Here is a 24,424-nt window from a genome sequence, read left to right as displayed (position 1 = left end):
AGAAAGGAAACGATCCTCTTGTTTATTACGTTAACCATGCTCGTCATCGGACTGATCTGCGGTTTTGTCGGCGTCGGCGGAGCAGGTTTTATCATCGCTATATTGGTGCTTTTTCATATTCCCATCCATACAGCGCTCGGCACATCGCTTGCCGCCATGGCCTTTACAACACTGTCAGGAGCCTACAGCCATTTGAGGGAAGGAAACATATCGCTCAAGGCCGGCGTTTGGACAGGCGGATTTGGAGCCATTGCTGCTTTCTTCGGTTCCAGGCTGTCCTCCCTCATCCCCAGTGAACATCTGCATTATTTGACAGCTGGCATGCTGTTCCTGTCAGCAATCTTGTTTATTTTGCGTTTCTTTATGATGAAGCGCAAAGTGGAGGAAGTCATCGATGAAACACTCGGCTACCCTACCTTGCTGGTAAAAGCGCTTCTGCTCGGTATGACAACCGGACTTTTATCCGGAGCGTTCGGCATCGGTTCTGCCCCGTTCATTCAGATTGGGCTCATGCTGCTGTTCGGCCTGTCCATCCGCCAATCGATCGGAACAACGATGCTCGTTATTCTGCCGATCGCGGCTGGCGGCGGGTTTGGGTACATTATGGAAGGCTATCTTGATTTAATGCTGCTGTTTCAGGTGCTGGCCGGTACGATGGCTGGTGCTTACCTTGGCGCCAAACTGACGAAGTTTGCTCCGAAACCCGTGCTGAAGACTGCAATGGTTGCCACGCCGGTGGTCGCTGCGCTGCTGATTTTGTTTGAGTAGCGTGGTTTATGGGGAAACGAAGTGCCGTAGAGGGCTTTTTTGAAGCGTTTTGCTTCAATTAAGCGCTCTTTTTTTGATTAGCATTCGTAAAAAGCATGCGAAACAGGGAGATAACGTAGTGGATCTAGAAAGCCTTCGTGAGTTTTTTTCAGGAATACACGCCGGTTGGGTTAAAATACGCGCGAATCTTCCCGTTTTACGATCCAATCTTCCCTAAATACACGCCAATCTAAAAAATAGAGTGCTGCTCGCACTCTATTTTTTATTTTAAAGGATTGCAATGCTTCATCGCTCCAACGCGAAGGGATATTTCTGAAATGCTGTTAACGCGATTGTGATTCCTAGAGGTTAGCGCCAGATTTCACCCCTGAAATAAAGCTCCATGACGATTTATTATCGAAAACCTCCATTTTATTATCGATCCGTTTATACGCGACACCATCCGACAAGTTTTGACACATTCATTTCCGCAGCAACCTATCACCCAACCCCACAAAAAAAGAGGCGGCCCTCAAGGAACCCCCTCTTTCTTCTTCTATATTAACTTGCTGACATCGAGATAGCCTTTTCCTTGCGTATTCCCCGGCAATCCCCAGTCTTCAGCGCTATTAAGCAGCTTTTCTTTTACTTCGTCAGGCGTCAGTTCCGGATTTTGCTGGAGAACGAGCGCTGCCACACCCGCACAGATCGGTGTTGCCATGGAAGTGCCGGAAAGTGAGAAGTAATTCTCGGCTACACGGCTGCTCTTAGAAACCTTGTCCAAGTAAGAACCCGGCGAACGCAGTGAAACAATATTGACGCCCGGGGTCAGAAGGTCTGGCTTTGTTATTCCGTCAATCGTAGGACCTCTGCTGGAAAAATCGGCAGGAATATCATCCGTGCGTTCAATCGTATTTTGATCGTCCATCGCGCCGACCGTAATGACTTTCGGGCTGATTCCTGGACTGGAAATCGTTTTTTCATCTGGTCCTTCGTTGCCGGCAGCGATACAGACAACGATCCCTTGTTTCCAGGCTTCTTCTACTATTTTTACAACAGGATCTTCAGCAGCCGGCTGAGTCGCCTGGCTTCCAAGCGACATGGAGATAATTCTAATCCCATACTTCTCTTTATTATCAATGCACCATTGCACACCCGCAATAACGGTGGACAAAGAACCAGAGCCCGTCTTATTCAGCACTTTTACACCGACAATGTTTGCTTCCGGCGCAGGTCCCTTGTATTTTCCATCTGACAAATAGCCGTTTCCTGCTGCATCCCCCGCACAGTGTGTACCATGCCCGTTATCATCATAGGTTTCTGTTTTCTGGTTGACTAAATCTTTGAACGCTACAATACGTTCTTTTAGGTCGGCATGAGGATAGACTCCCGTATCAACAACCGCAATCGCCACGCCTTTTCCGGTAACTCCGGATGAGTTCAGGACATCCGCCCGAATGGAGGGTGAAGCCTTGTCCAGCAAAGCTTTAACTTCGCGGTCATGGTGTATTTTCTTAATATGAGTGCAATTATTTAAAAGTTCCTCTATCACATTGGCAGTTAATGTCGCAGAGCAAAAAGGAATACTCGTGAACTGATGATGGACGGCACACTTACGATTGCCTGAAACCGTCTGATGAACTTGTTCCAGTCCTAAAGAACATGCGTCACCCTCTTCATAAAACTCAATAATCACCGGCAGTTTATTTCTCTTTTTCAATCGATTTTCCAGCATGGTATGAAGAAAACAGGGAATTTTTTGAAACGGCCGATATAAATTTACGAGCTGTAAACGCATTGACCGGTCCAGCTTATTGGCATGCTGGCGAACCATTTTTATCATAGAAAAACCAAACACCGTTTTTCCCCCTTTGTTTAGAAGTTGTACTATTCTATGAAAACTGCCAGAAAGGGAAACGGTGTTTGTCCATGCTTTTACAAGATTGTCGAAAATGATAGAATCGCCCTTATGTAAGTAGAGCGCCAGACGGGACTTTGTCCCATCCATAAGCTTAGCGGTGATGACAAGCCCTCAAGGGTTATCTCAGCAACAGTATGAATTTCAATAAAAAGGACAGCTCCTTGGAAGAGCTGCCTCAATTATGCTTGTTATCTACTTCTTAGAAGGTGCCTTATCCTTCGGTCCATGCCCGAGCCCGCGCAGAATCTGAAGAAGGATATAGATCCCGCGGTTGATCTCAGGGTCGCGCAGTGCTTTCAGCAATCCGAAGAACCCTACATTTTTGACAACCGGCACCTCTGTACCTTCTTCTTTCTCTTTTCTCGTGTACCGAGCCGTAAGATGGTCGATGCCTTCAAGGTCAAGCATGCCGAGCAATTCTATTAATCGGGTGGCATTATGCAGGATGGTAGAATTCGGTTTTTGATTGGCTTCATACGCAATGTTCCCCATGATGTGCTGCTGTTGGGAGATCATCGCGTTCAGCATGGACATGTTGCCGGTCTCATGCAGCAAAGAGGAGAATCGGATCGTCTCCAGCATCGCCTCCTTATTGTCAGACAAGGCATCCAGCAGTTCGTTCAGATTGTCTTCTCGTATTTTTTCCTTTGGTATCTCCATGCGTTTAATGTCCTTGATCCGCTCAGCCATCTTGTCTAACCTCCTTGCTTCCAGGGTAAATATAGTCTTTTCGATCCCACTTCTTCTGGACGTTCACGCCCGGCTGGGGATTGCGGTGCCCGCGTCTGTAATTGAACAGAGGCAGCGGCGAATCGCCCTTCTTCTCCAGTACTTCCACTTTTGCCGGAATCTCTTTGTAAGCCGGGGTGTTCGTATCTTTATCCGTATCGTTGTTCGTTAAATAGTTGATGGCGCTCTTGCCGTTGTCATTAAGCGGCAGGTACATCTCGTTTCCGAACACTTCAGGGGAAACATGCACACGGGCTACCGTTTCACCTGAAGGGTTTTCCATCCGAATGGTCGAGCCTTCTTCCATTCCATATTTTTCAGCGGCTTCTTCAGATACAGCGATCCATGAGTTCGGCACTTTCTTGCGGATGCCTTCTGTATGGTACGTCATGTTGCCTTCATGAAAATGCTCGAGGATCCGGCCGTTATTAATATGAAAGTTATGTTCTTCCGTCGTACGATAATGGTGGACGAATTCCAAAGGATGCAGTCTTGCCTTTCCGTCATCAAAATGAAAACCTTCCGTATAAAGAAGCGGTGTATCCGATCCATCCTCACTGACCGGCCATTGCAGGCTCTTGAATCCTTCGAGGCGTTCGTAGCTTACACCTGCAAACATAGGCACGAGGCTTGCTGCTTCCGCCATGATGTCGGCAGGAGAAGAATAGTTCCAGTCAAAGCCCATTTCTTTTGCTATCTCACAATAGATTTCCCAGTCCGGCTTGGATTCGCCAAGCGGGCTTAACGCCGGGTACAAGCGCTGAATCCTTCGTTCTGTATTCGTAAACGTCCCTTCTTTTTCAAGGCTTGGAGAGGCTGGCAGAACAACATCCGCGTACTGTGCGGTATTCGTTAAAAACATTTCCTGTACGACGAAAAAGTCCAGCTTCTCAAAAGCATTGGTCACATAGTTGATATTGGAATCAACGACACCCATATCCTCGCCGGTCACGTACAGGGCTTTGAGCTTGCCGTCATGTATGCCCTGCACCATCTCATGGTTGTCCATTCCTTTTTCTCTTGGCAGGTCGACGCCCCATGCTTTTTCAAACTTCGCCATCACTTCATCATCCGTTACCTTCTGATAACCCGGGAGTGTGTCAGGCATGCTTCCAAAATCACTCGCACCCTGCACATTGTTGTGGCCGCGCAGCGGATAGGCTCCGGTTCCCGGACGGCCATAGTTGCCTGTCACTAGCAAAAGATTGGAGATGGCGGTCGATGTATCAGAACCGATTTGGTGCTGGGTCACGCCCATCGCCCAGCAGATGCATGTTTTATCTGAATCGGCGATTGCTTCTGCCGTTTGGATCAGAACCTCCTTAGAGATCCCGGTGATTTCTTCCGCCATTCCAAGGGTAAAAGGCTGCAGGCTTTCTAAATATTCTGCATAACCGTTCACCTTTCCAGATAAAAATTCTTTATCATGCCATCCCTGGTCGATGATGTATTTCGTGACCGCGGAAAGCCATACGAGGTCTGTCCCAGGATTCGGATGAATGTAAAGATCGGCCCGCTCCGCCATCTCATGCTTGCGAAGATCGGCTACGATCAGCTTCTGGCCGAACAATTTATGTGAACGCTTGATTTTAGAAGCAAGTACGGGATGGGCTTCTGCTGTATTGGAGCCGATTATGATGACAAGCTCCGCGTTTTCAAGGTCCTTCATGGAACCGGCGTCACCGCCATAGCCGACGGTCCTTTGAAGACCCATCGTAGCTGGAGACTGGCAGTAGCGTGAGCAATTGTCAATGTTATTCGTGCCGATGACCTGTCGGGCCAGCTTTTGGATCAGGTAGGATTCCTCGTTCGTCGCTTTGGAAGAAGCAATGAAAGCCAGCGCATCCGGTCCGTGTTTTTCTTTGATCTCTTTAAACTTTTCCGTGATCAGACTGATCGCTTCGTCCCATTCGACTTCTTTAAAATATTCTCCGTCACGGACGAGCGGCCGGGTCAGGCGGGCCTCACTGTTGATATGGCCCCAGCCGAATTTCCCTTTGATGCAAGAGGAGATGCCGTTGGCCGGAGCTTCCTCTACCGGTTCGATTTTCAGGATCTCCCGGTCTTTTGTCCACACCTCAAAGCTGCAGCCTACTCCGCAGTAAGTACAAACGGTCTTCGTTTTTTCGATCCGGTCTTCCCTCATCTTCGCTTCAGAGTCTGAAACGGCGAACAGCGGGCCAAAACCAGTCTCCGCCTCCTTTGTCACTTCGATCATGGAACGCAGATAATCAGGACGGATATCCGTCAGAAAACCCGCTTGCCCCTGCATGCTGTTCTCCATTAAGGCGTTGCACGGACAGACCGTGACACATTGTCCGCAGCTGACACAGGAGGATTCCTCAATCGGTACATTGTCATCCCAAATAACCCTCGGCTGCATGAGATCCCAGTCAATCGAAAGGGTTTCATTGACCTCAACCGTCTGGCACACCTCCACACATCTACCGCACAGGATACACTGATCTGGGTCATACCGGTAAAACTGTCCGTGGTCTATGTCATATTCCTTCGGCTTAAATTCCTTAATCTGATGCTCGAGGCCCATATCTTTGACCGTGTTATGAAGGGTGCAATCTCCATTATTATTGTCACAGACCGTACAATACAGTTCATGGTTCTCCAGAATATTATCCATTGCATTGAACTGTGCTTCTTTCACCTCAGGAGTGCTCGTCCTGATGTCCATCCCTTCCTCCAAAAACGTCCCGCAGCCTCTTTTTACCTCGCCGTTTACAAGTACGGCACACGTATCGCACGTTTCGATGCTTCCCAGGCTTTCATGGTAGCAGACGTGAGGAATTTCAATGTTCTTATCAAGCAGGAGCTGAAGAACCGTCTGTCCTTGATCTGCCTCGTACTGCTCTCCGTTTACAATGGCTGAAACCTCTTTTTTCATGAAACTCCTCCTTTTTTGTATAGCTTTTGTGGCTTTTGAGAGCAGTGGATTTCCGTTTTGGGTGGCTCGCTTTTACCGGCATATACGCCTACTTTCGCGGGGGCGTGCGGTAAGCCCCACGGCGCAAGCGCCTTTGGGTCTTACCTGTCACGCTCGTCCCGCTGGAGTTTCGCACCCTTCACTACAATCCACTTGGCATTGAAGACTATCACGTAAGTACATTTTTGTTCCTGAAAACAGTGAATCACTGTTTCGGGATGCTCGCTTTTTACAGGGTTACAAAACTTTTATCATGAAATTATAAAATGTAAATAACTAACCTAGTGAATTAAATTGCAGTAAATGCAAAGGAAAATGATAAGCCAGATGGTTCACCTCACTCTTCCCGGATTGGTTAGTCTGCACCTATCCTTGTTTCAATTCCCTCATTAACGAACGCGATAAACTATTTAAACGTAAAAATTATGATAATTAACGTCAATGTAAGAGTTCAACGTTTTATTCTGGGCAAAGAGGGGATTAAACACATAAAAGAAAGTTTACATATGGGCAGCTGCCTGCCACTCTTTGCTGCATCTAAGATCCCGTCTCCATTCAGCGGAAAGGAGTTCCTATGAAAAAAATTTTGTGTTTGTTCAGCAGTTGCTGCCTTCTTTTTATATCAGGCTGTTCCTCGATCGATGTGCTGAATCCGAAAGGCAGCCAGGGAAACGAACAACTCTCCTTAATTAAGCTGAGCATTTATATTATGATGATCGTCATTTTTGTCGTTGTTGCTCTCTTCATCTGGTTTGTCTATAAGTACAGAGCAAGGCCAGGCCATCAACCCTTACCCCGCCAGGAAAACCGCAATAAAAAACTGGAGATCACGTGGACCGTGCTTCCATTCATCCTCCTCTTCATACTTGCCGTTCCAATGGTGAAGAGTGTATTTGGTGAAGCACAGAAAGACAATTCTGACGCCATGAAAATAAAGGTAACGGCCAGCGAATTCTGGTGGAAATTCGAATACCCGGGAGTGGGTGTCATCACCTCTCAGGAGCTCCACCTTCCAAAGGATCAAGGCGTGGTCCTCGAACTTCATTCCAAGGATGTCATCCATTCGTTCTGGGTGCCGCAGCTTGGCGGCAAGCAGGACCTCATTCCCGGACGGACAAACAAACTCGCCATCACACCAGAGAAAATCGGCACCTATCAAGGGAAGTGTGCAGAATTTTGCGGGACCGGCCATTCTTACATGCGGTTTACCGTTAAAGTGGACAGCAAACAAGATTATGAAAAATGGCTGGATCACATGAAAAAAGACCAAAGCAGCGGCCAAAAGCTCAGTGCTGACGAGACTGAAGGCAGAAAGCTCTTTGGTAAGAACTGTTTAAGCTGCCATGCAACAAGCGGATTAATCCGTGCTGACAAAAAAGGCCCCAACCTGGCCGACTTTGGTGACCGGGATCATGTGGCAGGAGTGTTAAAAAATACTCCGCCAAATCTCAAACAGTGGCTGAAGGATCCTGAAAAAGTAAAACCAGGCTCACATATGCCGAAACCTGAAGGGCTCAGCGAACACGACTACACAGCGCTTTCCCACTATCTGCAGACACTCAGAAAATGAGTCATCCAGTAACGAAGGGGGTCCAACATGTCGATACCGTTTTTCAACACACACATCAAACTCGCTTCTGATATTATTGCGGCAGACCTTTCAATCATCGTCATGATGATCGCAGCACTTGTTTTTCTTACCGTCGCGAAAAAATGGAAAGCCCTCTGGATGTTGATTCGGACAACCGATCATCGTAAAATCGGGATTCTGTATATCGCTTTTGGTTTTCTATTTTTCCTGCGCGCCGGCCTTGATGCCATGCTCATGCGAACCCAGCTCGCTTTTCCGGACTTCCATTTCTGGGTCTTTCATGGCGAAAAGTACAATCAAGTCATGACGACCCATGGTACGCTCATGATCTTTTTTGTCGCCATGCCTTTTCTGATCGGATTGATGAACATCGCTGTTCCACTGCAGATCGGGACACGGGATATGGCGTTCCCTTTCTTTAATTCCCTAAGCATGTGGCTGTTCGTAATAGGCGGTGTTCTCATTAATTTGAGCTTTGTTTTGGGAGGTGCCCCTTCCGCTGGCTGGACTTCGTACGTCCCCCTTGCCGTCGATAAGGATATTGCCGGAAATGGAACAGCCTTTTATGCAATGGGCTTGCAGGTCTCGGGAATTGGAACGATCATGACGGCCATCAATTTAATCGTCACGATCCTGAAGAACAGGGCACCCGGCATGGGTTTCATGAAGATTCCTCTGTTCACGTGGTCCGCTCTCATTACCTCGATTCTCATTCTTTTGGCTTTTCCCGCATTAAGCGCCGCCCTGATCATCCTTATTTTTGATAATCAGTTCGGAACTCAAGCTTATGACGGAGGAAGCGGAAGCCCTTTACTTTGGCAGCACTTGTTCTGGGCGTTCGGCCACCCGGAGGTCTATATTGTCATTCTGCCGGCATTCGGTATTTTTTCAGAGGTGATCGCCACCTTTTCTTCCAAACGAATCTTCGGCTATTCCTCCATGGTCTTATCCATGCTCGTCATCGGCTTTTTAAGCTTTATGGTCTGGATTCATCACATGTTTACGGTAGGGCTTGGACCGCTCGCCAATGTCGTGTTTGGGATCACCTCCATGCTGATCGCCGTTCCAACGGGGATTAAAATCTTTAACTGGCTGTTCACCCTAAGGGGAGGCTCGATCCGCTTTTCGACGGCCATGCTGTTTTCTCTCGCCTTCATTCCATCCTTTGTTATTGGGGGCGTAACTGGGGTCATGCAGGCTGTCGTTCCTGCCGACTATCAATATCATGATTCCTATTTTGTCGTTGCCCACCTTCATTACGTGATGATCGCAGGCACGATATTCGGGGCCTTTTCAGGATTCTATTACTGGTGGCCCAAAATGTTCGGTTACATTTTGGATGAAAAGATCGGCAAATGGCAGGCCTGGACCTTTATCATCGGCTTTCATGTCACCTTCTTTCCGATGCACATTTCAGGCTTGAAGGGCATGCCGCGAAGAACTTTTACCTACCTGCCCGAAGACGGCTTGTTTGAGCTCAATTTCATCAGTACGATGGGCGCCTACTTAATGGGCATCAGTGTGCTGCTTTTTGCCTGGAATCTTTTCTTCAGTTACCGAAAGAAAGAGAAAAAAGGGGTTGCTGATCCATGGAACGGCCGGACGCTGGAGTGGGCAGTTTCCTCGCCTTCCTCCCACATGCGCTGGCCGCGTGCCCCGCTCGTCCGGGATCTTGAAGCCTTCTGGCATGAAAAAGAACGGGGAGATGGAACGCTGATTCCTTCTGCGAAAGAAGAGAGTCAAATTTTTGTAGAGAAACCGACCATCTTGCCTGTCCTTCTCAGCGGCGGTTTTTTCACCCTTTCATTCGGGCTTATTTTTGAAGTTCTGTGGATTGCAGTCATTGGAGCGGTGGGAATTCTCTTGCTGATGGGCTGGCGGTCGATTTCTTTTGAGCGGAACATCAAGCTTTACACAAGCAAACAGCTGGAGAAAGCCATCAGAAAGGAGGAAGGTTAAATGGGTATGGAGACGACGGTGCAGGAGACGGCCGAAAGTGTTGTTGAACATCATTCCCAAAGAAAGACAGCGATGTTTCTTTTCATTTGTGCGGAAGCCGTTGTCTTCGGCTGTTTGTTTGCAGCCTATTTTGTCATGCTGCATCACCAGGGTAACGGGCCAGGTCCTAATGAGTTCTTTCATTTTAAAAAAATCATCCTTCCCACTGTCCTGCTCGTGTCCAGCAGCCTGACCTGGTACTTTGCCGATGAAACACTGCGGATGAAAGAAAAGGGAAAAGCGATGGTGTTTGCAGCCATTACTGCCGCGCTCGCTCTCGGGTTCCTTAGTTTAGAAGTGTTGGAGTTTCTGCAGAATGTGAGTGACGGAAACACGCTGTCTCGAAGTCCATTCGTGTCCTCCTATTACCTGCTGGTCGGACTGCACGGCTGCCACGTCCTGTTTGGAGTCTTGTGGATGGGTCTCCTGCTGATGCATGTGAAGACAAAAGGTGATACCGAAGCGAACCGAGGCCGCTTTGCTTCGTTTGGGATCTACTGGCATTTCGTCGATTCTGTTTGGGTGTTTATTTTCATTCTGCTTTATGGATTAGGGGAGATTTTGTAAAAAAAAGCCCGGCCCACTGCGAAAAAGCGGGTCGGGCTTTTGTTCATTTCGTTGTTTATTGAGGGTTGAGGAAGCAAGTGAGAGGTTTACTGGCGAGAATGAGAAAATTACTGGCCAAACCGGAATTATGGTAAACTAGCGGTCGGCCTTTGTCACTCTATCCCTCGCAATCACTCAAAACAGCACTTTACCTGGTTATCGCAGAATAATTTTTTTCAATCTCAGTAAGCTCGACTCTCCTGCCTTCTTTATGAGAGAGTGCAGCCGCCTCGTTCACTAGCGTCAAATTACGAATGTCCTCTTTGGTTATGGGAGGAGCCGTATTGTTCGTAATCGCGGCCACCCATTGCTCCATCGCTGAAGGCAATGCTTTTGGCAGCTGATCGGACATGATGACGCCTTCTTTTTCCACACGGTCGCTGATCAGCTCTCTCGGTTCGCGGTTCTCGATCAGCAGTGTGCCTTCGGTTCCGTAAAGCTCGAGCTGATCCGGGCATCCGTAGGAAAGGAATCCGGTCTCAATGGTTCCGAGCGCGCCTGATTCAAACTCAACGATGACAACTGCATTGTCATCTACGTCATGGCGGTTGGTCTGCTGCAGGCGTGCCGTCACCGCTTTTACTTTTCCGCCTAAGCGGTTGGAAAGATAGATCGGATGCGCCCCGAGATCGATGAGTGCCCCGCCGCCTGCCTCTTCTTTGTTGAAAAATTGCCCAGGCAGCCAGCCATGCTGGCTTTCTTCTGTCGGAACAGCACCATGGTGGGCCACTCTGCAGCGTACCGACGTCAGATTCCCGAGACAGCCCTCGTCCAATATTTTTTGCGCGTAAAGGTAGAAGCGTTCGGTAAGCCTCGGCAAGGAAACCATCAGCTGAACGCCTGCCTCCTCCACCGCTGAAAAGATTTCATCGCACTCTTTCACTGTCGGAGCCAGCACTTTTTCCGTAAAAATGTGCTTGCCATGCCTTGCAGCAGCAGTGATGATCTCGGTATGAGCGGTCGTTGGCGTCGTCACAATGACCCCCTGCAAGGAAGGATTGGAGAGCACTTTTTCCAGCTCGGTTTCAAAAGGCACACCAAGTTCTTGAGCCCACTGTTCGCCCCGTTCGCTGTTTTCATCCCAAACGACGCTGATGTTGATGTCCTTGTTCTCGCTTGCTTCCTTCGCGTAATCCTTCGCATGAACATGCCATTTGCTTAATAGTGCCACATTGATCATCTATTCCAGCTCCCTTTTATGTATGGATTAGTATAAGACCCTTATTTCCCGATAAAGCAGTCTTGAAAACTTGGCGGCCATTTTTACCGGTCGATTTCCTTCAGCCACTTCTCCACTTTTACGAAAAGGAGGATGATAAACAGGAGCATCACTCCCATTGTGGTAAACACCCCTGCCAGCTCGTTTTTGATCAGCAGGCTGAGTACTCCGCCGATGACAGCCATCGCTGCACCGTATTTCATCATAAGACCCGCACTGTATGTATTGGCCTCGTTCCAGAGCTTCTCATTTTTCATGGAACGGAACGTGCGATAGCCGTACAGTGGATTGATTTTGGCCGGCGGCTTCACTTTCATGATAATTCCAGCTAAAACAAAGATTACACCAATCAGAAGACTGAACAGCAGGTTGGCCATCATCATCTTCTCCCCTTTTCTTTTTCCCTAAAAATACCATATGTTCATCAATAATGCTTCTTTTTTTTTGCTTGTTGTTTGAGCGTAGGGGTGATGGGTCGCTAGTTTACGTAATCCAGTTTTGGCGGGTAAATCTGTCGTTTCAGCGGGTAAACACTGCAAAACGGCGGGTAAACCCATATTTCCCACCCGATAAGAAAGGATGACGCCCTTAATTTGTATATGCAAATGAAAGGGGATGGATGACCGTGACCGAAGAAGAACAAGTACTGATGCATTGTTTATATTTTACTGCCAGCCGTTTTGCACGGAACATTACAAAGCTGGCCGAAAAAACGCTGGACGGCGGAGATCTCGCTCCCTCTTATTTGTACATGATCATGATTGTGAAATTTAACCCGGAGATCACCCAGAAAGAGCTGTGCAGCAAGCTGTCGATCGCTCCATCCACAAGCACGAGGTTTATCGATAAGCTCGAAAAACAAATGCTCGTAAACAGAAAGGTTGACGGCAAAGAAACGCATATTTCGCTGACGGAAGAAGGGGAAAAGGTCTACGATCGTTTCCGCACTTCGTTAAAAGAGATGTTTGCCAGCTATTCTGAAGTGCTGGGCAAAGACTTCAGCCTGGATTTAAGCAAAAGGCTTCACGATGCGAGCAACAAACTCGAAGAATTGCATTAAAAATTTTTACCTGTTCATTTGTATATACAAATATTTTTCAAGGAGGTTGGATGGATGACTAAAAAGGTGGGCGGCGGGCTGGCGCTTGATCCATACGCGGATTATGCCTCTCTGGCCTTTGGAAAAGCGGGGATCCGAAACCTGGCGTACAGCCTAAGCCAAGAATTAAGTGATAAAGGCATCTATGTTGGAACCTTGACGGTTAAAGGGTTTGTTAAAAAAGGAACACCGTTTTCACCAGAACATATCGCAGCTACTTTTTACACGATGAACCAAGAGCGCTCTGAGACAGAAGTCGCTTTTGAAGGAAAATAAAAAAACCCCAGGGGGAAATCAAATGAAAACTTTAGTTATTGCCGCTCACCCAAATATGGAAGGATCACTTGTAAACAAAACATGGATGAATCGTCTTCGTGACGAAGAGGAGGTAACAGTTCATGAATTATATGCTGCCTATCCAGATGGAAAGATTGACATGGAGCGTGAACAAGAGCTTTTGCTGGCGCATGACCGCATCGTCTTCCAATTCCCGCTCTACTGGTACAGCAGCCCTGCTTTATTAAAAGAATGGCAGGATGTTGTGTTGACTTACGGATGGGCTTACGGCGCTGAAGGCACTAAATTGCACGGCAAGGAATTCATGCTTGCGATCTCAACCGGCGGACCGGAAGAAGCGTATCAAGCAGGAGGCTACAACAACTACAGCCTTAGTGAACTGCTGAAGCCGTTCCAGGCGACTGCCAACCTGACTGGCATGCGTTACCTGCCTGCTTTCAAAGTACAGGGCGTCCGCATGTTAAATGAAGCGAAAGTGAAAGAAAGCGCTGAAGCGTTGGCAGCTCAAATTAAAACCCAGTTTTAATAGTATAAAAAAATGGAGATTTCTTCTTGCAGAAAGAAATCTCCATTTTTTTATATTCATTTTTTGGTGCCAGGCACCGCTTTTTCGTTTTTTTAGTTTGCCTTTTGATTTTTACTTTTATTCTTATTTTTAAAATACGCCACTATGAAGACAATGATAGGGAAAATGTATTGAAAAGGAAGATGCAATAGGAGCGGAACGATCCCGATTCCTTCTTTAATATGCTCAGAATAGTTGCTTGCCATTGTCATGGAAATGAACAGGACAACAAGTCCGAGCGGATAACTCAGCCTGGAAGCCGGTTTTACGTTGAAGAGGTTCGCTGTCCCTATTACAGCCACGTACAAAAAGAGACTTATCTTAAAAAACCCTCCTACGACTAAAGCAATCATGAAATAGACGTCCAGGCGCTCCAAAAAATCAGCGACATGGATGGTTTGGATGGTGCTCAGCAAAGGGAATTGAGACAGTGCTGTAAGACTCACACCAAGGATGCTGATATTGAACATCATGACCAGAGCCAACGACAGCCCACTGACCACAGTGGCAAGCACAGTGGCGTTCCTCAGCTTTTTGGCATCCTCCACATAAGGAATAATCATCGTAAACACAAGGAGTTCTCCAAAGGGAAAATACAGGGACTCTTTTAGGGTGGTTTTAATAATCGGCTTCCAGCCGTTTTCTAGCACAGGCTGCAGGTTGTGGATATCAATTACTCCAGAGAATAATACGAGGATCACACCAGATCCTGCCAACAAATAAATGAAGACCAAAAAGAGTTCTCCTGTTCTCCCCAATACTTCAATTCCTTTTGAGACGGTATAGATAATGACCAGGATCATTAAGGTGTTGGTGATAAAAAGGGGTGTTTCAAAGTAAGCAAATGTCAGCAGCATGGTGCCAAAATCCCGCAAGACCCTTCCCGCGATATAAAGGTTATACAGCATGTACAAATAGGCAATCGGACGCCCGATTCCTTTGCCTACAACCTTTTGAAGGTATTCTGTCGGCAGCATGTCCGGGTAAAAACAATACAGCCGGTAACAGATGAAAAAAAGCCCTAATCCCCCAAGCATCCCAAGCAGGATAACGATCCACGCATCCTGCTTGGCTTCGATCCCCACCGCTACAAGCAGGGCACTGCCCAGCTCAAATAATAGAATGAGGGCAAACAGCTGATATGGTGTTATTCTTGCTTTTTCCATTGCTTTGCCCCCTTCTTTTTATTTCTCATCTGTGAGATAAGAATTGTTCCTCAGAGATGTTTGGCGAACGAAGGCATGGACCTTCACCTTAATGTTTGCTTTCGAAAAATAGTCCTCCTCCCATTTTCCCGAAATCCTTTTCCATGTGTCAGGCTGCGAACGATGGACCGTATCCCCGAAGCCGAATATATCGGTTTTTTTATGTTGTGCCTCTTTTATGGCGCTTCTAATCTCTGCAGCGATCTCCTTTTCAAAACCTTTCTGCAATTGTGCGATCACATGAGGGTCTTTAAGATTAACAGGCACATCCGTTTCCCCTATATTTCCTTCGGTTTGTACACTGACAGTAAGCTGTGTACTTCCTTTCTTAACAGAAGAAGAAATCTTCGTGTTCTGCCGGAGTACTTCAAAAGCAATCGCTTCCTTCCTCCCCTTTTTGTTGATATTAACTTCTGTTTTTTGAGTTTTGTTCATCACCCAGACGGCTCCTTTGGCTTTCCTCCCATAGAGCCAGCCCTTAAGCTTTCCGCCTTTAAATAAAGCTAGGCCATCAATTTGGGGAGCTGCCTGGGGTGTTGACTGCGTGATGTTCTCAACGCGTTTTCCGATCGCACTAGAACCCTTTAAATAAAACCCGCTGATGACGGGCTGTTTTCCATCATCCATTAAATCTTTTATCACATCCAATAAGGTTACATTGATCGCCTGCCCCCATACTCTTTCGGAGAACCTCAACAGTTTGATCACTTTGTTCGCTGGAACTTTATCGATGGCTGTCAGTGTTTTTACAATATCACTTGCCTTTGCCTTATGAGCGATCACGATGGTCGCTGTATTCCGGAACGTCGCATCCCTGTCAAAGGCATCCAGGATTGGATTCAACCCTTTTTTCTTCGCCAATTCGTCACTGACGACCAGCAGATTCGCATGGGCATAATAGAGGTTTCTCGAAACTTTGGTAGACATGCGGCGGCTGATCTCATCCATATTATTCCCTGTTGTCGAATACACGGAGACGGCATTGCCGCTGCCTCCACCCCCCCCTTGGAACCCTCCTGTCACATTGCCTGGATTAACAAATTGAAAGGTGCCTAAATATCTTCCTTTTTCATCAAGATCAATGCCAACCGCAGAGACGAGGGCCAGATCGTTCAGCTCTTTTTTGCTCCAGCAGCCTGAAAGCAATGAAAGCAGCAGTCCCACTGTGATAAAAACGATCATGCTACGTCTCATTTTGATCACCTTCATTTTCTGTAACCAGAATCCGTCTCTGTTCCGGCTCCGGTTTGCTCATATTGTCTCCATCACGCTGCTGGTTGGGTCCGCTGATGTAGGCCGGCCGTTTCGTTCCCGTCCACATGGGAGCCCGGATAAACGTGTCTCCCACTTCAGCAGGGATAAGCGGGGCAAGAGGTGACATGTAAGGAACGCCGAAAGATCTCAGACTGCATAAGTGAACGACCAGCATGATAAAAACTAAAAGCATGCCATAAAAACCAAAGGTAGCGGCACTGATCATAAAAATAAAGCGAAGCAGACGGGCCGATATCGCGATCGCAATGGACGGAGTGGCAAAACTGGCGATCGCGGTAATTGCTACGATAATGACCATGGCAGGCGATACGACTCCCGCCTGAACCGCTGCCTGTCCGATAACAAGGGCACCGACGATGGAGATGGCAGACCCGATCGCTTTAGGCATTCGGATTCCCGCTTCCCTCAGGATCTCAAACGTAACTTCCATGATGAGTGCTTCCACAAAACTCGGGAAAGGAACGGCTTCCCGCTGTGCGGCGATGGCAATCAAAAGCTGAGTCGGAATCATCTCCTGATGGAAGGTCGTTGCTGCAATATAGGTCGCTGGTCCGATGAGCGAGATAAAAAAGACCAGAACCCGCAATAATCTTATAGCGGTGGAGATGTAAAAACGTTCGGTGTAATCTTCAATCGACTGAAAAAACTGCACAAATACGGCAGGTCCGAGAAGAACGAACGGTGTTCCGTTAACGAAGACTGCAAAGCGCCCTTCCAATAGATTGCCCGCAACCGTATCCGGACGTTCGGAATAGTACAGGGTAGGAAATGCTGTAATGGATTGGTCTTCAATGAGCTGTTCGATATACCCGGACTCCAGAACTCCATCGATATCGATTTTATTAAGCCGTTTACGAAGCTCAACAATTACCTCATCCTTCGCTATTCCTTTGATATACATGATGGTGACGCTGGTTTTGGTCACTTTTCCAATTTTCATGGATTCGGTCCAGAGCAGGGGATTCTGAATCAGTCTTCGGACCATGGATATGTTCGTTTCGATATATTCTGTGAATCCTTCTCTCGAACCTCGGATCGCCCGCTGTGTACTCGGTTCTTCAATGGAACGTTTTTCTCCGCCTTCTGTAGATGCCCGTACAGCTGAAGAAAAGCCGTCGACAAAAATAATCGTGTCCCCCGCCATGAGAGATTCGAACAAAACAGTCCAATCATCGACTTGGGCTATGTTTCCAAGCGGCACGATTTCTTCCACCATGGCGGCCAGATTTTTTTGATCGGAATCATAAGCACCGGGTTTCAGTATCGATTCGATCAAAAGGTCCTGAATGATCTGCTGGTCCGTTATCCCTTTCACATAAACAATGGCCGTTCTGGCGCGGAACAGGGGAGAATGGTTAAACGTTCGAATGATAATCTCACTGCTGTTCCCTGTCTGTGTTTTAATGATTTCAATATTCTCTTCTAGAACTGGCGAAATGGGAGAAGATGTTTGCTTTTTTTGCTTCTCTTTCTCTTGAGAAGGTTTATTTTTTTGAAGTGGTTTCTTTTTGAAAAAAGAAGGCATAAGAAGCAAAACCTTTCTACGTGATTTTCTTTTAGGTTTTCCCTGGCTCCTCTTCCTTATTCTGTCCTCTCTTAATGGATAGCGTTCATTTTGGAGATACTAGGGGTGGAGTGTGATGGAACGATGAAAATCCTGGGTATTACCCTATCGATGTTTATACTGTTGACGTGTTTCTCTCTGACTTTGGATATCTACGAAGGATTTGATATGAGAACAGCGATCCTCAATGCCTTGTCTTCTTTCAAAGTAATGGAACTCATAGAAATCTGTGTTGTGATGTTATTGATTGCTATATTTTTTGCCCAATCGGTCTTCCAGCTGTTCACAAAGTTCAAAAGCCAAAGGAGATCATAGAGCAATAAAAAAACGGTGCCAGGCACTCGCTTTTGACACATGTCAAAAAGCGGTGCCTGGCACCGTTTCACCGTTCTAGGTTAACTGTATATTCTTCAGAGCTTCTTTTCTGCTTAGTGGCTGGAGTTCCGTAGAGTTCACAAAATCGATGACGAAATCGGGGTTGGTCTTGGCATATTCCCTCAATGCCCAGCCGATCGCTTTGCGGATAAAGAACTCTTTGTTCTCCTTATGCTGCTCAATGACGTATTTTAAGATGTCTTCATTCGTATCTTTTTTATAGCCTAGCTGATAAAGAATCGCAGTCCGGTTCAGCCACATGTTCGGTGAATGAATCCATTTCTCCACCAATTCCTGTTCCCGATGCTTGAACGTTTGTATGTAATGTCCCATATGGTGCTTGGCGATATGATCCACTGTATCCCACCACGACTTTTCGGTGATCGTGTTCTCTAATGCCTTAAGATCGTCTTCCTGCATGCCCTTCTTCAGCTTGTCCACAAAAAACATGCCCATGTACTGCATTTCCCGTTCTCTGTAGTTCCAGCATTTTTTCGTCACTTCCGGGATGCTCATCTCAGGCAGCCCGTACATTTTCACATGATTCTTCATAACCTCTTTCATGATCGGTGACTTCAAGCCGTAAAAGGTAAATTTATTCTTCATGTAAGACTGCATCTTTACCGCATCGGCCGGATTCTGCCTGCTTCGTATTTCTTCATGCAAGGTTTCAAGGTACGTCATCGTCATCTCCGTTAACCCCCTCAACAGTAGTTCCCTAAATTATAACAGAACGGTGCCAGAAAAGGTGCCAGGCACCAGCTTTTGACATATGTCAAAACGCGGTGCCTGTCACCCTCCATTAACTCAACCTCTTCCTTCTTCCCACAAATTTCTTTATAGGAGCAACTTTAAACGGGTTTCCTTAAGAACCTTAATTTTGAAAAATCTGGTTGCTTTCTTTCTCCTTCTTCTTTATAATCACTAAAAAACAACACATTTTCGATGAGGAAGAGAGTAATCCTGCATGCAGAGAAAAGCGAGTCAGGGACGGTGAAAGCCTGGCGGATGCTGTACGATGAACCGCACTTCTGAGGAGCCAGCCTGAACCAGTAATCCGTAGGGCGGCCGGGGAGAACCCCGTTATCAACGCCAAAGCAGGTTCTTTTTTGAACAATAAGAGTGGTACCGCGGGTCATAAATCCCGTCTCTAAAATTTTTTAGAGACGGGATTTTTTTATTTTTCCATAAAAATGATTACAAGAGGTGGTCGAACACTATGTCGGAGCTCAAAAAGGAATTTGCCCAACTTATCTCACATCAGCTTAAGGATGTGCCAGGTACAGAAGATATTGAAAAGCTGATCGAAATACCGAAGCACTCGGTGCAAGGAGATATCGCCTTCCCTTGTTTCACTCTTGCAAAAACGCTAAAAAAAGCGCCCCAGCTCATCGCGTCCGAACTCGCATCCAAAATCAGCTCCCCGCTTTTTGAAAAAGTGGAAGCACAAGGTCCCTACATGAACGGCTTTTATAAAAGAGAAATGGTCAGCAAGGAGATCGTCACAGACATTCTTGAACAAGGCAGCCATTACGGATCAGCCAAACAGGGCAGCGGAGAACACATTACGATCGACCTCTCCTCTCCGAACATCGCCAAGCCTTTTTCCATGGGGCACCTCCGCTCGGCCGTCATCGGAAACGCAATCGCCAACATTACCGAAAAATGCGGCTACAAGCCTGTCCGCATCAACCATATCGGTGACTGGGGAACACAATTCGGGAAGCTGATCGTGGCTTACAAGCGATGGGGCAGCGAGGATACGGTGAAGGAGAATCCGATCAAAGAGCTTCTCAGCCTTTATGTGAAATTTCATAAGGAAGCTGAAACACAGCCTGCCCTTGAGGATGAAGCGCGATACTGGTTTAAAAAGCTCGAGGAAAAAGACGAGGAAGCGACAGCCCTTTGGAAATGGTTCCGTGAAGAATCCCTCAAGGAATTTTCAAAAATCTACTCGCTGCTGGATATTGAGTTTGATTCGTACAATGGCGAAGCATTTTATAACGATAAGATGGAAAATACGGTGACTCTATTAAAAGAAAAAGGGCTGCTTACGGAATCTGACGGTGCGGAGGTTGTCCGCCTTGATGAGTTCAACCTCCCGCCCTGCCTCATTAAGAAGTCGGACGGCGCTACCATCTATGCGACCCGGGACCTGACGGCAGCCCTCTATCGCCAGGAAACCTATCATTTTGCAAAAAACTTGTATGTCGTCGGACACGAGCAAAGCCTGCATTTCCAGCAACTCATCCTTGTTCTTAAAAAGATGGGCTATCAGTGGGCCGAGGAGATGATCCATATCCCGTTCGGCTTCATTTTAAAAGGCGGGAAAAAAATGTCGACCCGAAAAGGCAAAGTCGTACTTTTAGAAGAAGTCATCCAAGAAGCGATTACGCTAGCCAGACAAAATATCGAGCTGAAGAACCCTGGCCTTTCCAACAAAGAGAAAGTGGCTGAACAGATCGGTGTTGGTTCTATTATCTTTCACGATCTGAAGAACGAAAGACTGAACAATATAGAGTTTTCACTTAAAGATATGCTGAAATTCGAAGGGGAAACAGGTCTGTATGTTCAGTATGCACACGCACGGGCCTGTTCGATCTTACGAAAGGCCGGAAATGTGAGCGAAATGAACACCGGACTGCAAGACGACTACAGCTGGGAGCTGGTAAAAACACTTATGGGGTTTCCCAATGTCATTCAAAAAAGTCTCAGACTCTATGAACCTTCCCAGATTGCCAAGTACTTGATCGACGTGGCTCAGGAGTTTAATGCATTTTACAGCCACATTAGAGTGCTTGAGGAGGATGAAACCCTCGCAAGCCGTGTCTCACTCGTCAATGCCGTAACCATCGTACTAAAAGAAGGTTTGCGCCTCCTCGGCATTAAAGCCCCTGAAGAAATGTAACGCTTAAAATCTCTCTTATTCTCCCAAGATAAGAGAGATTTTTTATTTTATATAAATATTCTGAAAAAAACCCTTGCATAAATGAACATAAAGTAACATAATTGAACAAAAGATAATGATAAGGATGAACAGAATGCTCCCGTTAGAACGAAAACTAGAAATCTTAAAACGAACCGATAAAGAAGGAAAAGTTCAAATTGAACAGCTGGTTGAAGAACTGAACGTTTCTGGTATGACGATCCGAAGGGATCTGGCCCAGTTAGAAAAGGAAGGGAAAGTCATCCGGACCCACGGAGGGGCTGTTGCAGTCAATCCGCTCATCCCGGAGACCCCCTATCAAAACAAATCGATGACCAGGGTGAACCAAAAACACCTGATCGCCAAGTATGCGGCTAGCCTGATTCCGGAGGGGGCACAGATTCTATTAGACTCCGGGACAACCACTCTGGAGATTGCCAAAGTGATCAAAAACAGAGACGACTTAACAATTGTGACCAACGATCTGAAGATTGCCGCTGAACTGATCGAAAGTCCATCGGAGATCATCTGTACGGGCGGCACCCTGCAAAGAGGAATTGGTTCGTTCGTGGGCCCTCATGCGCAGGACCTGCTTAATCAGATCCGAGTCGACCTTTTATTCATGGGCACGCACGCTATCAATCTTGAAAAAGGGCTGACCGCTCCAACAATGGAAAAAGCCTTGATTAAGAGATTGATGGCTGACGCAGCCACTACAACTTGGGTCGTAGCAGACTCTCAAAAGTTCAACAAAAGCTCTTTTTCACAAGTATGTTCTCTGGAAAAGATAGAAGGCATCATTACCGATGCAGAGTTAACCCCTGAAGATACGGTGCGATATGGAGAAATAACCTCCATATATACCGTAAAAGAAAACGAGGTGAGTCATGGATGAGAATTGCAGTGATCGCCGATGATCTGACAGGCGCCAACGCGACGGGAGTACTTCTGACCAAACAAGGTATATCAACAGCAACCATCCTGCATGGCTTCTCCCCTCAAACGGCCTATAACTATGACGCGATCTGCATTGACACTGACAGCCGCTACACCCCGAAGCACGTAGCGTACAAACGAGTTTCAGATATTATCGGCAGCCTGTCGGGACAGGGCGTAGAGCTCTTTTGCAAACGCATCGACAGTACAGGCCGAGGAAATATTGGCGGTGAAATCGATGCCTGCCTGGATGCTTTGGGAGAAGATTCCGTTGCCGTCGTTATGCCGTCCTACCCTGTGTCTGGACGAACGACCGTTGGAGGCTATCTGCTTGTGAACGGCACGCCAGTCCAGGAAACCGACGTGGCTAAGGATCCGCAAGCACCGCTGAACGAGTCGCACGTTCCTTCCATTATTAGCAGACAATGCACCAAGCCTGTGGCCACCCTGGAGATGAATGAAGTCCTGAAAGGATCGTTCCAGCTCACTTCCTGCCTTCAGGAAAAAATCAGCGATGGCAGCCGGGTCATCGTAGCAGATGCCGTGAATGAAGAACAGATAGAAGCTGTCGCCAAAGCGATGGCGGCTCTGGATGTGAAGTTCGTTCCTGTCGATCCGGGACCGCTGACTGCCGCTTATGTAAAGGAAAAATACAGCGGTTCCCCCTTCACACCGAAGATTTTGCTCACGATCGGCAGCTGTACGTCGGTAACCGGAAAGCAGATTCATCATCTGGCTGAAACCCTGCCGCTGCATACCGTCTATATCGATCCTTTAAAACTGGCAAGGGATGAGAATGGAGAAAGAGACGCAGAAATTGTAAGAGGAATGAACGAAGGGCTGCGGCTGCTGGAGGAACAAGCAGTTGTGCTGGTTACGACTTTCCAGGAGGATGCCCCGCTGCTTGATCTTCAGGCAATTGCCAAAGAGCAGCACACAACCGAAGCATCACTTGCCAGAAGGATTACAGACGGCCTTGCCATCATCAGCCAGAGAATCATCCAAAAAAGCAGAACGAGCATCAGCGGATGTTTTTCAAGCGGAGGAGATGTGACCGCTTCAATATGCGCCGCCGGTAAAACCCATGGCATTCAGCTGCTTGACGAGGTGTTTCCTCTAGCTGCCTACGGAAGGTTTATCGGCGGCTACCTCGACGGTCTGCCTGTCGTAACAAAAGGCGGCCTGGTAGGCAGTGAATCTGCGATTACAGAATCCGTTTTGTTTTTACAGCGGCAGCTCACAAAAAAGACAAATGAAAAGGAGATATTATCATGACACAACCTACTTCTAAACCAATCATTGCCATTCCTATGGGGGATCCTGCTGGAATCGGACCTGAAATCAGTGTTAAGGCACTCGCTAAAAAGGAAATCTATGACCTTTGCCGCCCTGTTCTGATCGGGACAGCCTCCGTTGTTGAACAGGCGATGACCTTTGCTGGTGTTTCTCTTGGGCTGAATCCCATCAATGACCCCGCAGAAGGAAAATATGAATTCGGAACAATCGATATCGTTAATCTTGAGAATGTGGATATCAGCCAGCTGAAGATCGGAAAGGTTCAGGCGATGTGCGGCCAAGCCGCTTTTGACTATATTGAAAAAAGCATTGCCTTTGCCAACAATGGGCAGGTTGACGCCATTGCCACCACACCGATCAATAAAGAATCCCTGAAAGCCGCAGAAGTGCCGTATATCGGACATACCGAAATGCTTGCCGGCCTAACGGGTGTAGACGATCCGCTAACCATGTTTGAAGTGCGTTCATTGCGGATTTTCTTCCTGACACGACACTTATCACTGAAGGATGCGATCGGCCAGATTACTGCTGACCGTGTGCATGATTATTTAGTCCGCTGTGACGAAGCACTAAAGCGTCTGGGAATTGAAAGCAGAAAAATGGCGGTAGCCGGCCTGAATCCTCACAGCGGTGAGCATGGACTGTTCGGCTCGGAAGAACTGGATGAGATCGGCCCGGGGATTGAGCGTGCGAAGCAGCAAGGCATCAATGCATTTGGCCCTGTCCCTGCAGATTCTGTTTTCCATCAGGCACTTCACGGAAAATATGATGCAGTGCTCTCCCTTTATCATGATCAGGGGCATATCGCCGCTAAGATGACCGATTTTGAACGTACGATCTCCATCACCAATGGCTTGCCGTTCCTACGTACATCAGTCGACCACGGCACAGCGTTTGACATTGCAGGCCAAGGGATCGCGGGCTCTGTCAGCATGGAGGAAGCAATCAAGCTGGCTGCTCAATATTCTGTCCATTTCCGTACACTGAAGGTCTGATTTTAGAAAAACGAGAGAGGAATCACCGCCTCTCTCTTCTTTCAAGAAGGCTGTTTTCTAAAAGATTGTTGCTTAGGGAACTTTTTTGTAAAGAATCTTCATTTGACAAGTTGATTAAAGTGTAAGGTGCGAGACTCCTACG

20 protein-coding genes are annotated in these 24,424 nt (G+C 47.2%); 11 read left to right on the top strand and 9 right to left on the bottom strand.

Translation table 11 applies throughout. From position 1 onward, the window contains the following. The first annotated feature begins 18 nt into the window (after positions 1–18). A complete protein-coding gene (locus OKX00_RS01975; protein ID WP_062237137.1) occupies positions 19–768 on the top strand; it encodes a sulfite exporter TauE/SafE family protein in 750 nt (249 codons plus the stop codon). Positions 769–1,303: 535 nt separating this feature from the next. On the opposite strand, the gene OKX00_RS01970 is transcribed toward OKX00_RS01975, so the two are convergent. The 3 genes from OKX00_RS01970 to fdhF all read right to left on the bottom strand — a co-directional run bounded on the left by OKX00_RS01970 (position 1,304) and on the right by fdhF (position 6,296). Next, positions 1,304–2,605, bottom strand: coding sequence for a S8 family peptidase (locus OKX00_RS01970; protein ID WP_265409190.1), 1,302 nt, complete (start codon positions 2,603–2,605; stop codon positions 1,304–1,306). A 255-nt stretch (positions 2,606–2,860) separates the two neighbouring features. Further along, complete coding sequence (locus OKX00_RS01965; RefSeq protein WP_062237135.1) at positions 2,861–3,358, bottom strand: helical membrane plugin domain-containing protein; 498 nt, start codon at positions 3,356–3,358, stop codon at positions 2,861–2,863. After that, positions 3,351–6,296 carry a formate dehydrogenase subunit alpha gene (gene fdhF / locus OKX00_RS01960; protein ID WP_265409189.1) on the bottom strand — a complete coding sequence of 982 codons (2,946 nt, stop codon included), beginning with the start codon at positions 6,294–6,296 and terminating at the stop codon, positions 3,351–3,353. The genes OKX00_RS01965 and fdhF overlap by 8 nt, the downstream gene beginning before the upstream one ends. Positions 6,297–6,909: 613 nt before the next feature. Here fdhF and coxB point away from each other — a divergent pair. The 3 genes from coxB to OKX00_RS01945 are packed head-to-tail and all read left to right on the top strand — an operon-like array spanning position 6,910 to position 10,491. Then, the gene (coxB, locus tag OKX00_RS01955) at positions 6,910–7,905 is read left to right on the top strand and encodes a cytochrome c oxidase subunit II (RefSeq protein WP_265409188.1); all 996 of its coding nucleotides are present in this window, start codon (positions 6,910–6,912) and stop codon (positions 7,903–7,905) included. A 27-nt stretch (positions 7,906–7,932) separates the two neighbouring features. Continuing rightward, on the top strand, positions 7,933–9,885 hold the full coding sequence (locus OKX00_RS01950) for a cytochrome c oxidase subunit I (protein WP_265409187.1): 1,953 nt from the start codon (positions 7,933–7,935) through the stop codon (positions 9,883–9,885). Next, positions 9,886–10,491: a cytochrome c oxidase subunit 3 gene (locus OKX00_RS01945; RefSeq protein WP_265409186.1), complete on the top strand. Its 606-nt coding sequence runs from the start codon at positions 9,886–9,888 to the stop codon at positions 10,489–10,491. Positions 10,492–10,678: 187 nt separating this feature from the next. Here the strand turns inward: OKX00_RS01945 and OKX00_RS01940 are convergent, their stop codons facing one another. Together OKX00_RS01940 and OKX00_RS01935 are read right to left on the bottom strand one after the other, a co-directional pair. Beyond that, positions 10,679–11,710: a Gfo/Idh/MocA family protein gene (locus OKX00_RS01940; protein WP_265409185.1), complete on the bottom strand. Its 1,032-nt coding sequence runs from the start codon at positions 11,708–11,710 to the stop codon at positions 10,679–10,681. Positions 11,711–11,793: 83 nt separating this feature from the next. Continuing rightward, complete coding sequence (locus tag OKX00_RS01935; protein ID WP_082316093.1) at positions 11,794–12,132, bottom strand: SdpI family protein; 339 nt, start codon at positions 12,130–12,132, stop codon at positions 11,794–11,796. Between the two features lie 236 nt (positions 12,133–12,368). On the opposite strand from OKX00_RS01935, the gene OKX00_RS01930 reads away from it, so the two are divergent. The 3 genes from OKX00_RS01930 to OKX00_RS01920 are packed head-to-tail and all read left to right on the top strand — an operon-like array spanning position 12,369 to position 13,671. Then, complete coding sequence (locus tag OKX00_RS01930; RefSeq protein ID WP_265409184.1) at positions 12,369–12,809, top strand: MarR family winged helix-turn-helix transcriptional regulator; 441 nt, start codon at positions 12,369–12,371, stop codon at positions 12,807–12,809. A 54-nt stretch (positions 12,810–12,863) separates the two neighbouring features. Beyond that, positions 12,864–13,124, top strand: coding sequence for a Rossmann-fold NAD(P)-binding domain-containing protein (locus OKX00_RS01925; RefSeq protein ID WP_265409183.1), 261 nt, complete (start codon positions 12,864–12,866; stop codon positions 13,122–13,124). Between the two features lie 22 nt (positions 13,125–13,146). Further along, positions 13,147–13,671 carry an NAD(P)H-dependent oxidoreductase gene (locus OKX00_RS01920; protein WP_265409182.1) on the top strand — a complete coding sequence of 175 codons (525 nt, stop codon included), beginning with the start codon at positions 13,147–13,149 and terminating at the stop codon, positions 13,669–13,671. A 92-nt stretch (positions 13,672–13,763) separates the two neighbouring features. Here the strand turns inward: OKX00_RS01920 and OKX00_RS01915 are convergent, their stop codons facing one another. The 4 genes from OKX00_RS01915 to OKX00_RS01900 all read right to left on the bottom strand — a co-directional run bounded on the left by OKX00_RS01915 (position 13,764) and on the right by OKX00_RS01900 (position 18,819). Next, on the bottom strand, positions 13,764–14,876 hold the full coding sequence (locus OKX00_RS01915) for a GerAB/ArcD/ProY family transporter (protein ID WP_265409181.1): 1,113 nt from the start codon (positions 14,874–14,876) through the stop codon (positions 13,764–13,766). 18 nt (positions 14,877–14,894) lie between these two features. Further along, complete coding sequence (locus tag OKX00_RS01910; protein WP_265409180.1) at positions 14,895–16,109, bottom strand: Ger(x)C family spore germination protein; 1,215 nt, start codon at positions 16,107–16,109, stop codon at positions 14,895–14,897. Next, complete coding sequence (locus OKX00_RS01905; protein WP_265409179.1) at positions 16,099–17,715, bottom strand: spore germination protein; 1,617 nt, start codon at positions 17,713–17,715, stop codon at positions 16,099–16,101. The genes OKX00_RS01910 and OKX00_RS01905 overlap by 11 nt, the downstream gene beginning before the upstream one ends. 429 nt (positions 17,716–18,144) lie before the next feature. Next, positions 18,145–18,819 (bottom strand): DNA alkylation repair protein, encoded by a 675-nt coding sequence (locus OKX00_RS01900; RefSeq protein ID WP_265409178.1) that lies wholly within the window; start codon positions 18,817–18,819, stop codon positions 18,145–18,147. A 529-nt stretch (positions 18,820–19,348) separates the two neighbouring features. Here OKX00_RS01900 and argS point away from each other — a divergent pair. From argS to pdxA, 4 genes are all read left to right on the top strand, one after another. Then, positions 19,349–21,037: an arginine--tRNA ligase gene (gene argS / locus OKX00_RS01895; protein ID WP_265409177.1), complete on the top strand. Its 1,689-nt coding sequence runs from the start codon at positions 19,349–19,351 to the stop codon at positions 21,035–21,037. A gap of 133 nt (positions 21,038–21,170) precedes the next feature. Beyond that, positions 21,171–21,950: a DeoR/GlpR family DNA-binding transcription regulator gene (locus tag OKX00_RS01890; RefSeq protein ID WP_062238502.1), complete on the top strand. Its 780-nt coding sequence runs from the start codon at positions 21,171–21,173 to the stop codon at positions 21,948–21,950. Then, on the top strand, positions 21,947–23,266 hold the full coding sequence (locus OKX00_RS01885) for a four-carbon acid sugar kinase family protein (protein ID WP_265409176.1): 1,320 nt from the start codon (positions 21,947–21,949) through the stop codon (positions 23,264–23,266). The genes OKX00_RS01890 and OKX00_RS01885 overlap by 4 nt, the downstream gene beginning before the upstream one ends. Further along, the gene (gene pdxA, locus OKX00_RS01880; RefSeq protein ID WP_053356558.1) at positions 23,263–24,282 is read left to right on the top strand and encodes a 4-hydroxythreonine-4-phosphate dehydrogenase PdxA; all 1,020 of its coding nucleotides are present in this window, start codon (positions 23,263–23,265) and stop codon (positions 24,280–24,282) included. Before OKX00_RS01885 ends, pdxA begins: the two co-directional genes overlap by 4 nt. The last annotated feature ends 142 nt before the right edge of the window (positions 24,283–24,424 follow it).

Origin of the sequence: Fictibacillus sp. KU28468, from assembly GCF_026153615.1 — a bacterium.
Taxonomy (GTDB): domain Bacteria; phylum Bacillota; class Bacilli; order Bacillales; family Fictibacillaceae; genus Fictibacillus_C; species Fictibacillus_C marinisediminis.
Note: the sequence above shows the minus strand (reverse complement) of the source record. Positions and strands in the feature narration are given on the sequence as shown.